We start from the raw sequence: 11,175 nt of genomic DNA, 5'->3' as shown, positions 1-11,175 counted from the left end.
CGCGACATTTCTGTCGTGAGCTGGAGGCTGAGCAAGGACGTGCCGCCGAGCTCGAAGTAGTTGTCCAGCGCCCCGACGCCGTCCACCTCCAGCACCCGCTGCCATACGTCGGCGAGCTGTCGTTCCGTGGCACTGGCCGGTGGCACAAAGTCGGTAGCCAGTGCGGGGCGCGTAGTGCCTGGACGAGGCAGACGTGCGCGGGCCAGCTTGCCGCTTGGCGTGAGGGGCAAGCGTGTCATATGCACAAAACGCGTGGGCACCATGTAGTCGGGCAGTTCCTCACGCAGCGCAGCCTGCAAACGCTGCGCCTCGACATCGAAACGCGCCACGAGATACGGATGATTCACCAGCGTCGAGACGGCCGACTCCGATTCCGCACTTGTGAGCAACTGCTGGGGGTCGACGGCACCGCGCGTGAAAATGGCATCAAACGTCATCCCGCCGCTGAATACCGTCTGCACTACCATCCCCAGATCCGTGCCCAGAGTGTGCAAGGCATCCGGATCGATTGCCGTGTCCAGGTCGACACCCCATGCTCCCATCCCGTCGCCGACGATGGTGCCCAGGGGCGCGAACGCAGCCAGCCGCACATTGGGAATACCGCACACACGCACGGCAGTACCGGAATCGGCCGTCGCCAATCGCGCACGAAGGGCCACCAGGTCGCCATCGAACGGCACCATCTGCCACTCGGCGATCATGGGCCGTACTGGGGATGCGTTGACCGGCGCGACGTGCAGTGTCACGTCGAATCGAAACTGTGAAAGCTCGTTGAGATAGCCACCAGGCTTGAGCTGCACTTCAATTGAGCGGACAGATGGCACACCTCCCATCTCGCGATAGAACCACGCGGGGTCGACGCTCAACTCGCGGTCTTCAGCAAGGCGTCGCTCGACCAACTGCTGCAGCTCGTCGTTCGTCAGTACGACTCGCTCGCGAGCCCGCTCCACCGACGCATGAAACAATGGGCGCGTGGCGTGGCAGGTGACGTCGCCCAGGAAGATGGTGCCACCCGCCGGCAGCAGGCGCAGGCACTCCTGCAATACATGGCGCAGATACGCCGACGACTCGAAGTGCTGCGTGACCGAGTTCAGGACAATCGTATCGAACGGTGCGTCGGTACGGGCGAATGATCCGAGCTCGTGTGCCACTCCTCGTGCCACCGTGCATCGGTTCGATAGTTCGGGATTGGCAGCCACCGCGCGTGCCAATCGCGCCACGGCTACTTCCGAGTAGTCCATCGCGACATAGCGCTCCACGGACGGTGCCACGGCCTGCAGGATCAAACCGGTGCCAGCGCCCACCTCAAGTACGCGCTTGGGCTTCAGCGCAAGGATGCGGGACTTGGTACCCGCCACCCACTTGCGCATCTGCTCAGGAGGAATCGGCGTACCATCGTAGGAGCTGGTCCAGCTGCTGAAGTCATCCGCACCATCTCCGGCCAGTGCACCGCCCTGCGTGTAGGTCGCATCCCACACGGCGCGCCAGTCAGCCCACGTGGGCTGCGGCTCCTCCCGTTGCACTGGTGGTTCGATGGGTGATGGAACGATGTAGGCCAGCAGTTGCTGCGACTGGCCGGGGCCCTCGGCCGCGATGACGGCTGCGGCGGACACACCGGAGAGTCGCGTGAGGGCGCTCTCAACTTCGGTCGGTTCAACGCGGTGCCCGCGAATCTTCACTTGACCATCAGCACGTCCGGCGAAATGCAGGTTGCCATCTTCGTCCGTGCGAGCGAGATCACCGGTGCGATAGAAACGCCCTTCGCGCCCAGTCAGGGTGACGAAGCGACTCGCGGTGGCTTCGGCGTTGCCAATGTAGCCAGCACCCACGCATGCACCACCCAGGACGATCTCACCCAGTTCGCCGGACGGTACTTCTTCATTTTGCGCATCCAGCAGCAGAGCCACCGATCCGGTGATCGCCGTCCCGATGGAGGGCAGTGATGGCCAACTCTCGGAGTCGGCAGGCAGCGTGTAAGCCGTTGCGACGTGCGTCTCGGACGGGCCGTAGTGGTTGTGCAGTCGCGCCTGAGTCAGCTGACGGAAAAACCGGCGCAATGCGGACGTGGCCACCAGCTGTTCTCCAGCGGTTACGACGTCGCGCAACGCAGCAGGCACCAACCCAGTGCTCGCGTGAGCTTCTGCCAGCTGCTGTAGTGCCACGAATGGCAGGAACAGCCGCTCAATGCGCTCATTCTCGAGGAAGCGCAGCAATCGCTGTGGATCGCGCCGCAAGTCGTCCGCCACCATGACCAGCGTGCCACCGGTCGCCCACGTGCCGAAGAACTCCTGGAAGTGCACGTCAAAACCGACTGGCGTGAACTGCAGGGTGCGCGCGGCGCCACCAAGTCCACCGTGGGTACGTTGCCAGGTGATCAGTGCGTCGAGCGGCGCGTGAGGCAACATCACCCCCTTGGGGGTGCCGGTGGAGCCTGACGTGAAGATCACATAGGCCAGCGCGTCGCCATGCAGTGCCGGCAGTGCCTCATCGTTGTTCACAGAGGCCGCATCGAGCATCCCAGGCGACAGGCAGCGCCCGGCGGGGAGCGCGGCAGCATCGGCATCTGTGATGACGAATGACAAACCCGCCTGCCCGATCATGACGGATCGGCGCGCCACGGGATAGCTGGCGTCCAGCGGCACATAGGCGGCGCCCGCTCGCAGGATCGCCAGCAGGCCCACCGCGAGTTCTAGACTGCGTTCCACCTGAAGCCCAACGCAATCACCCGGCCGGACACCCGCGCGATTCAAGGCACGGGCCCAGTGCGCAGACCGATCGCGCAACTCGGCGAAGCTCAGCCGGCGCGTGCCGCCCCCGTCCTCGACCGCAATGTGGTGCGGCGTGAGCTCTGCCTGACGCAGTACCGCGTGGACCACGGTCCCGATTGACTCAGTGCGCACCGACCGCTCTCCAGCCACAGCACTTCCTGCGGCATCGCGGGTGAGTATCAGGAGGTGGAGACCACACGGGCAGACTCTTGGGGGCGCAAGGTTGGGGGCGGCCAGCAGACCCACCACCCATCAACGCATCAGCGATTCTCGAGGTGGGCAGATCAATGCCGGGGAGGAATCACCCATTCGCGGAAGCGGCAGTGTGATCGCCACAACAACGGGGCACTCTCCGTCAATAGACGATCTGCGGGTTGGCGCTGCAACTATGTGGCGGATTGAGAGTTATAGCAGAGCATGGTCGCCAAATTCATGCGGTCACCCTCTCATGCTCTTAGGACGGACTGCGCCCCCTGTTTCTGAGCGGGGCGACCACCCAGTATGGTCGCTGCCTTTCCTGCGGCCGCTTACAATTCTCATGCACTCCTGCGGTTCTTTCATGACGCTCCCGGAGTCCATCCCCGCACAGACCCATCGATCCCGATGATCCGACGAACGGTACGGTACCTCAAGCGTCTTGTGCGCGATTGGCCAGAGTTCGTCCGCAACCTCGGATGGGCAGGCGCCGCGGGATTTGCGTTCTACTCACCAGTCAGAGAGCTGCTCGCGGCGTTCCTTCCCGCAGCCTATGCCATCAGACTCCCAGATGCGGGAGTCGCGTACCTCAGACCGGGCTCGTCTGATCGGCTGGTCTTCGAGCAGATCTTTGTCACCGAAGAGTACGCTCCTCTCCGCGGCGGCCCATCAGCACGGGCCATTCTCGATCTTGGTGCCAACTGCGGCATGTCGAGCCTGTGGTTCCTTCGCACTCATCCGCAGGCGCAGGTTGTGGCGGTCGAGCCCGATGAGCGGAATTTTGCGGCGCTGCAGCGAAACCTGCGGCCATATGGCGATCGCGTGCTCGCCTTCAGAAGAGCGGTGTGGGTTTCGGACGCCGGCATCGATTTCGATGCGTCGGGGCCGGGATGGAGCGGGCACATCGCCTCACAATCCGCGTCGACCATCCGAGTGGAGACCTGCACGATGGCCTCGCTGCTGGCGCATCTGCCAGAGGGGCGGGCGGATATCGTGAAGATGGATATCGAGGGTGCGGAGATTCAGCTGTTCCAAGACACCATGGATTGGACCAGCAGCCTGCCGTACTTCGTGGTGGAGTTGCATGGTGACGAGGCAATTGACCTCGCCCTCCGCCATTTCTCCGCACCGGCATGGAGCCATGTGACCTCCGGGGAGGTCTACGTCTTCCGGCGCGAGGAAGCGCTCGCCCTGTGAGACCTTCGTGCTCTAGGGCGAGAGTTTCACTCGACGACTCACCTGCATCATTGGTGTTTCGAGGACCCGGTTAAGCACCCACGCGAACGCGATACTGCCACCAATACCTCCCACCAATCCCAACCACGCCATCCCGATGCCATAGCGTGGAACCAGCTTGAGGGCGACCGTCGCCACACGCCAAACGATACTGGCGTGGTACAGGTAGAGGCTGTAGGAAATTCGTCCGAGCAATTGCAGGACTCGGCCGTCGGTGGCTCGATTGAAGCGCGGCGAACGCAGTGCGGCGTAGCAGGCGCCGGCCGCCGCAATCATGACGAGGACCTCGGCCACCGCTCCATCCAGAAGTCGAATGCCGATGATCGGGACAATGAGCGCCATGGCTGCTGGCCACGAGATGCGCTGGGTGGCCAGAAGGAACATCGTGACACCCATGGCAAACTGATAAGCACGAATGATGGCCAAGCCGTCATTGGGACTGGTCATCCACCCGTTTCGGACCGCCAGGGAAAGCGCCGTCACCAGAACCAGCACAGTGCCAAGCAGCGGCCGCGGCGAAATCAGGACGCTGACCGCCCGCGTATGAGCAAGCACAACGAGCCCCACCAGGGCGAGGTAGAACTGAATCTCGAAACACAACGTCCAGAACACGTCCGACACCTGCATGCGACCGAGCAGCCCCTGCAGATAGAACAGGTGTGCACCGAGGTCGGCCGCGTTGGGAAAGTCATAGGACGGGTCGCCAAAGAATCTCACACCGAGCCATCCGAGAAAGACCTCCAGCGCGATGGCGAACCAATAGGGCGGATCCAGGCGAATGGACCGACGCAGGACGAATCGGCCGAAATACCTGCCCGTCCAAGGGCCGGATCGCAAGCTGAGCGCGATGACAAACCCGCTCAGGATGAAAAAGGCATCCACGCCCAGATTCCCGTTGCGGAAAACGGCCGCGATGGGTGCGCTGAATCCGAGCAGGTCCTGAAGGGCGGCCGGGAAGTGGTAAAGGACGACCGCCAATGCCGCGACGCCTCGAATGGCTTCGATACCAGCCAACCGATGGATCGTGGCGTTCTGAGATCCTTCTGACATCCGAGGGTCCGGGACTGGCGGAATCTGTTGCTGCATACTCCTGATCGGAGTCGCAATCAGGCGCAAAGGTAACACGCGGCGCTGTGGACCAGTTCGCCACACTGACTGTGACCAGCGCCCGACTGGAGGGGTAGTTCTGTGGGATCACAGGAGCCTTCCCGTGATCAGCTCCACTGACGGCGCGGCAAACGTGATGCAAGCACTCCACTGGGAAGTGCAGAGTCAACACATGTGTTGCACAAACAACACACATAAAAAGACCCCTTGTGGGGAAAAATATCGAACCCGACCACACGAGCGGAAACTTTACTCACATAAACACTTCAACCAGAACAACTTGCTTCGCACATCCACAGCACACCTCGCCGTTTCGCGGCATCGACATGCTGGCACGCCGATTGCTGAAGTGCATAGTCGAACGGCAGTATGCTGGCAGCACTACTGACCGACCGCGCTCGTCCATGTCTGCTTCCGCAACCCACCCAGAGCATCGTATGAAGACCTTTCTGAAGACCTTGGCTGCAGCAGCGGCGTTGGCGCTGCCGGCCTCGATGAGCGCGCAGGCGCCGATCGACCCCTCTGTCAACGTCTCGCTCATCAGCCAGCCGTTCGGCACCCACGGCACGGGCTTCGCCGGCACCGGCGGTGGTTTCCTGGCCAACTTCACGGTGGACACCCCGAGCGGCCCACAGACGTTCTCGGAATACCTCGTGTGGTGCATCGATCCGTACCGTCCGGCGGAAGCGGGTAACTCCTACTCGTACAGCGCCTACACGGCCGCCAGCTTCGCCGCCACGTCGTTCGGCACGGGCGACCCGATGTCCAACCCGACGGCCGCTGACATGAGCAAGATCGTGTCGCTCGTCTCGACGCTGCAGAACAACTGGAACTCGCTCGACTACACCCAGCGCGCCGACCTCCAGGGCAGCATCTGGGCGACCTTTGCTGGCCAGGCCCCGATCATCCAGGGCGATCCGAACGCTGATCTGACCGGCTGGTACGTGCTCTACGGCAACAACAACAACCAGACGTTCGTGTACTACGTCGATGAGCCGGCCGAAGCGCTCCTCATCCTCGCCAGCGTCGGTGCCTTCGTTTTCATGGGCTACCAGCGCCGTCGCGCCTAATTCGCGCAGCGATCGAAAAGCGCCCCGGTCTTCTTCGGAAGACCGGGGCGCTTTTTTTTGTGCTCAGCTAACGCTGCTGAAACGATCACGAGCTGATCACAGCCCGCGGTACATCTCCTCCGTCTTGCTGGCCACCTGCTCCCAGCTCAAGCCTCCCTGGGCTAGCGCGACCATCTGTTCGGCACTGCGCGCGCGCAACCGTTCATCGTGCACGAATCGTACGATGGCATCGGCGAGTGCCTCCGGCTGACCCGCCTGAACGAGAAGGCCTGCACCCTCCCCTCCCAGAACCTCGGGGAAGGCCCCCACCGCACTGGCGATCACGGGGCGGTGCATACCGACGGCCGCCAGCAGCACCCCGCTTTGGTCGATCTCCCGATATGGCAGAATCACGGCGTCGGTATCTGCCAGTAGCCTGGCGAGCTCTCGTTCCGACTGATGCCGAAGGCTCCAGGTAATGTCGGCATCGATACCCAGGTCTCGCGCACGCTGCTGCAGCGGCGCCATCGGGTAGCTCGGGTGGCCAGCTACCGTGAGATGCCAGGATCCCGGTGCGCGTTCGGACGCAACGATGCCGAGCGCTTCGATGAGGTCTCCCAACCCCTTGTAGGGCTTGATGGCCCCCGCGAAGAGCAGTTGGATCGGCCCTGGGGTCCGCTCGCGGCGCGACGGAGCCAGTTGGGCGTAATGGACGAAGGCTCCGTGGGGAATGACACACAGCTGCTCCCTGCGTGCGGCGCCGGAGTCGATAGCGCGATCACGCGAGTATTCGCTGTGCACAACGATGCGGTCAAAAAGCGGGAAGCAGCGGTCGAGCTTCCAGCCCTGAATGCCTGCCGACGTGCCGTGGAAGAGCGATGTGTTGTGCATGGTGAACACCAGGGGCACTCGCCCATGCAGCCATCGGAGCAGTACCAGATCCAGGGCCGGCAGGGGTAACCACTGGAAGTGCACAACATCCACGCGTCCTCGGAGGACGGTCCAGGCGATCGTCGCCAGACGGGCGGCGTGTCCGACCACTTTCCCGGCGCGCCGGACCCCGCGAAGCAACCGGCCACCGCCGGTGGTGGGAATGGCGTCGGGATCCTGCCATTCGCGTGCTACGGCTGCCGGCAACAACAGTTCGACATCGACGCCCCGCGTCCTCAACGCCGTGACCAGTCCAAAATCGTACGGAGGCGAAAATCCGCCCCCGTCGATCATCAGGACTCGCAATCCAGAGTGCTTCGGCCTCATGAACAGTCGCAGTCAGGTGAGTGCGCGTCGGGCGCGCCCAAAGGACACTTCCCGGTAGATCGCCGCATGCGCAGCAATCCATGAGTCTACGTCATGGGTCCGTTGCACGCGGGCAACCGCATGCGCCGCGCGCGTTCGGCGCGCCTCGGGATCAATCAGCGCCGCATCCAGCGCTGATGCGATGGCGCCCGCTTCTGGCGTCGTGAGCCACGCGTCGTCATGACCGAGAATATCGGGCACCCCACCGACGCTCGTGGCGACAATCGGCACACCGGCCCACATGGCTTCCAGCAACACCATGGGTGTGCCTTCCGTACGCGACGTGAGCGCCAACAGATCGAGTGCCCCGAACAATTCTGCGGCATTGGCACGCAGTCCGGCGAAAGTGACGCGTGACGACATGCCCAATTGCCCAACGCGGTCCTGTAGTGACTGGCGCATTGAACCATCGCCGATGACCACCACATGAGCCTCGCCTCGTAGTTGCGCCAGCGCTTCGACGAGCAAATCCGGCCCCTTCTCTATCGAGAGGCGACCGACCCAGCCAACGACCGGAATATCACTCGGCAGCCCGAGCGCCTGACGAGCGGCATCCCGGTGCATCGACAAATGAGGCGGCCGCATCGCGTTGCGGATCAGTCGCACGCGCGCACCGCCACCGGCTGCGCGCACACGGCGTTCGATCGCCGAGGAAACGACGATGGTCGCGTCCGCCCGCACGGCAGCGCGCACCTGTAGCCATTCGTAGAATCGCCCGCGCCAGCTTCCGCCAGTGAAGCCATGCAGTGTCATCACATGCGGCACGCCGCCCTGACGGGCCACGGGACCATCCATCACATCGCTACGATAGCCATGAGTGTGCAGAACGTGTGCTCCCGTGGTGGAAAGCACACGCGCCACCGCTTCCCGTTCACGCCGATACGCGCGTGCGCCCAGCACGATTCGGTGGACTGTCGTACCATCGGACTCAAGCGCGTCAGCGAAGGGGTGCCCCTCCGCCTCCGAGGGATCGAGCACCACGGCAACGTGCGCGTCGACACTCTGCTCACGCAACCCCACGGCCAGCTGTCGCACGACCGTCTCGAGGCCACCCGCCCGTCCTGGCGCGCAGAGCTGCAGCACGCGCAAAGGGGTTGCGGCACTCATGCGGTGGCGGTGGGCTCCACGGACGGTCGCTGAGTCGGCTCCCACATGGATTGCTGCTGATTGGTGAACAACTGCCACCAGGCAAGCCATCCTGCCAGAATCGAAATGAATACATAGCCAGGCAGCGCCACCACGCGCGGTAGCCGCTTGCCCTCTGGCCATGCCACCACCAGTCGTGCGAGCCCGATACCGACCGTCATGCCCGCGGTGAGCACCAGCGTCCACGGTGCCGAGCGTAGCAGCAGCAGCGGTCCGATGATCCAACCGAGCAGACTGGGAAACAGCAACCACCGCACGAGTTTGTGTGAGGCCATCATGAATGCGTAGCTGCCGTAGCGGAACGGATTGAGCATCGCACGCAGATACGCCAGCGTGGCAAGTCCGCGGGACATCGTGCGGCTCTTGCGACGCAGTTCCGCTTTCAGCGTCGGCGTCCGTGGCACGAGGCAGGTGGCAGCATCCACGGAAACCGCGCGATAGCCGTGCGACCGGGCCACACTGGCCGCGGCGAAATCCCGCGCGAGCCCCGTGGGCAACTGCACCTGCTGCAGATGGCGGCGGTTTGCATAGAAGCATCCACTGGCGCCCACGATGCTGTGCACCCGTGTCTCGAGCGCGCGCAGCTGCATTTCGAGACCCACGTATGACGACTCTGTCTTGTTGCCTTCGCGCGACTCATCGCCAATGCTGATATCGCGACCGGACGCCAGCCCAACAGCGGGATCGAGCAAGGCGCGAATGAGCGGCTTGAGCGAATCACGGGGAATCAGAATGGATGCGTCGATGGACACGACCAGATCACCACGCAACATGGGACCGGCGGCATTCTCGCCCGCTGGCTTGCCGGCCCGTTCCGGCATCCGCAGCAGACGCACGCGCGGGTCACCGAAGTTGGTCACCATGGCATCCGTGCCATCCGTGGACGCGTCGGAGACCACGAGCACATTGAGACGGTCAGCCGGATAGTCGACGGCCAGTGCGTGTTGGAGGGTGCGACCAAGCCGCCGCTCTTCATTGTAGGCCACGATCAGCACGGTCAGCTCCGGCCATTCCGCGGGCTCCGGCGGCAACACCGTTGGTGGGCGGAATCGCGACCACAGCCACAGGATTGCTGGATAGCCGATAAAGGCGAACCCGCCGAGCAGCACAGGCGCCGCAATAAGCATCCATCCCAGAATCGTCATGCTGGACCTGCCGAAGGAGAAATGATACTCGAGACCCACTGCAGTGATTCGGCTGCAAAGGGACGAGGGTCGAACCAATTGAACACTTCTGCGCGATCCGTCCATCGCCGATCAACAAGTGCTTGCCAGGCTGCCATCATCCCCACCGGAGTGTTCGGGGGTAGATTGAGCGCCGCGGCCGTGCGCCGCCCGATCGCGAGCGCATGATCCAGCTCGCCAAGCTCCCAGACACAGCGAACACCAGCACGGGGCTGTTGCGGAGGAACAGGCCACCCCATGGCCCACTGCACGAGCGCCAAGGGGAAGTTGACCCCCGCATCCACGGACAGCTGCACCGATCCCCAGAGCCTGGCGTTGATTTCCATGAGCACAGCACGTCCCGTCGCCGGATCATGCTTGAACTCAATCATGGCAGGCCCCTCGTACGCCAATCGGTCGAGCAGGCGCTCACAGGCTTCGAGCAACGTCGGTTCCGGGATCACGGATTCGCGACAGGTGCTGACGCCTCCTGATGGCGGCTTTTCCCGAATGCGACGGTGACCCGCCGCCATCAGTGTGCGGCCTTCTGCGCGCAAGAGAAACACGCCGACTCCCTGTCCCGGGCACCGCTCCTGAATCAGGAGCGGATATGCCTGCGGCGGGTATGAAGCGAGCACGGCCCTGACGTCGGATGGGGATGCGGCATAGCGCACGCCGACCTTCTCCGTTCGTCCGTCGATGATCACCACCGACCGCGCAGGCTTGATCACACAGCCGCTCGGCCACGGACAGACGAAGACGGCCGCCATCGCGGCCTCTTCGAGCGTCATCTGATGCGGCACATCGATGCCAGCAGCGGGTGCCACCGCGAGAACGTGCTCCTTGTCGCTGGCCCGGGCATAGGCGTCCGCATTGGCGCCCGCAACACGCGCGCCAATGCGCGCCTGTTCCGGCAGCAGCATGCGGGACGCGGCATCCGTCACGGGCACGATGACATCAATGCGCTGGGCCTTCACGGCGTCCCGGACCGCCTCGGGAAAAGCCACCGGATCCTTCATGGCCGACGCAGCGATCGTGACATGTCCGCTCGCGAAGCGCGACACCCCGGCAAGGCCGCGCGTATCACCGACGGTGAACACACGATGGCCGGCTCTGCCTACCGCGCGCACGGTGGCGAGCGCCGCGCGTTGCACGGGGTCGGTAACGAGGACGGTCAGCGGATTGGGCATCAGACAACGGACGAAGGAGCGCACA

Annotated in this window: 8 protein-coding genes; 2 read left to right on the top strand and 6 right to left on the bottom strand. The window is 63.7% G+C overall.

What is annotated here, in order from left to right; genetic code table 11:
* On the bottom strand, positions 1–2,900 hold a 2,900-nt coding region (locus tag VGE27_RS12295; protein WP_331049956.1), incomplete at its 3' end, for an amino acid adenylation domain-containing protein.
* A gap of 471 nt (positions 2,901–3,371) precedes the next feature.
* On the opposite strand from VGE27_RS12295, the gene VGE27_RS12290 reads away from it, so the two are divergent.
* Positions 3,372–4,160, top strand: coding sequence for an FkbM family methyltransferase (locus tag VGE27_RS12290; RefSeq protein WP_331049955.1), 789 nt, complete (start codon positions 3,372–3,374; stop codon positions 4,158–4,160).
* A gap of 12 nt (positions 4,161–4,172) precedes the next feature.
* Here VGE27_RS12290 and VGE27_RS12285 read toward each other — a convergent pair whose 3' ends face one another.
* Entirely contained in the window at positions 4,173–5,285 is a 1,113-nt protein-coding gene (locus VGE27_RS12285) for an acyltransferase (RefSeq protein ID WP_331049954.1), read from the bottom strand.
* A 458-nt stretch (positions 5,286–5,743) separates the two neighbouring features.
* Here VGE27_RS12285 and VGE27_RS12280 point away from each other — a divergent pair, with 458 nt between their 5' ends.
* Entirely contained in the window at positions 5,744–6,376 is a 633-nt protein-coding gene (locus VGE27_RS12280) for a hypothetical protein (RefSeq protein WP_331049953.1), read from the top strand.
* 96 nt (positions 6,377–6,472) lie between these two features.
* Here VGE27_RS12280 and VGE27_RS12275 read toward each other — a convergent pair whose 3' ends face one another.
* From VGE27_RS12275 to VGE27_RS12260, 4 genes are read right to left on the bottom strand one after another with little or no spacing between them, the layout of a single operon-like run.
* The gene (locus VGE27_RS12275) at positions 6,473–7,579 is read right to left on the bottom strand and encodes a glycosyltransferase family 4 protein (RefSeq protein ID WP_331049952.1); all 1,107 of its coding nucleotides are present in this window, start codon (positions 7,577–7,579) and stop codon (positions 6,473–6,475) included.
* Between the two features lie 45 nt (positions 7,580–7,624).
* Positions 7,625–8,758, bottom strand: a complete 1,134-nt coding sequence (locus tag VGE27_RS12270; protein ID WP_331049951.1) for a glycosyltransferase family 4 protein — start codon at positions 8,756–8,758, stop codon at positions 7,625–7,627.
* Positions 8,755–9,942 (bottom strand): glycosyltransferase, encoded by a 1,188-nt coding sequence (locus VGE27_RS12265; RefSeq protein ID WP_331049950.1) that lies wholly within the window; start codon positions 9,940–9,942, stop codon positions 8,755–8,757. The genes VGE27_RS12270 and VGE27_RS12265 overlap by 4 nt, the downstream gene beginning before the upstream one ends.
* The gene (locus tag VGE27_RS12260; protein ID WP_331049949.1) at positions 9,939–11,150 is read right to left on the bottom strand and encodes an ATP-grasp domain-containing protein; all 1,212 of its coding nucleotides are present in this window, start codon (positions 11,148–11,150) and stop codon (positions 9,939–9,941) included. The genes VGE27_RS12265 and VGE27_RS12260 overlap by 4 nt, the downstream gene beginning before the upstream one ends.
* Positions 11,151–11,175 lie beyond the last annotated feature (25 nt).

Origin of the sequence: Gemmatimonas sp., from assembly GCF_036405635.1 — a bacterium.
Lineage (GTDB): Bacteria > Gemmatimonadota > Gemmatimonadetes > Gemmatimonadales > Gemmatimonadaceae > Gemmatimonas.
This window is presented reverse-complemented; position numbering and strand designations above follow the sequence as displayed.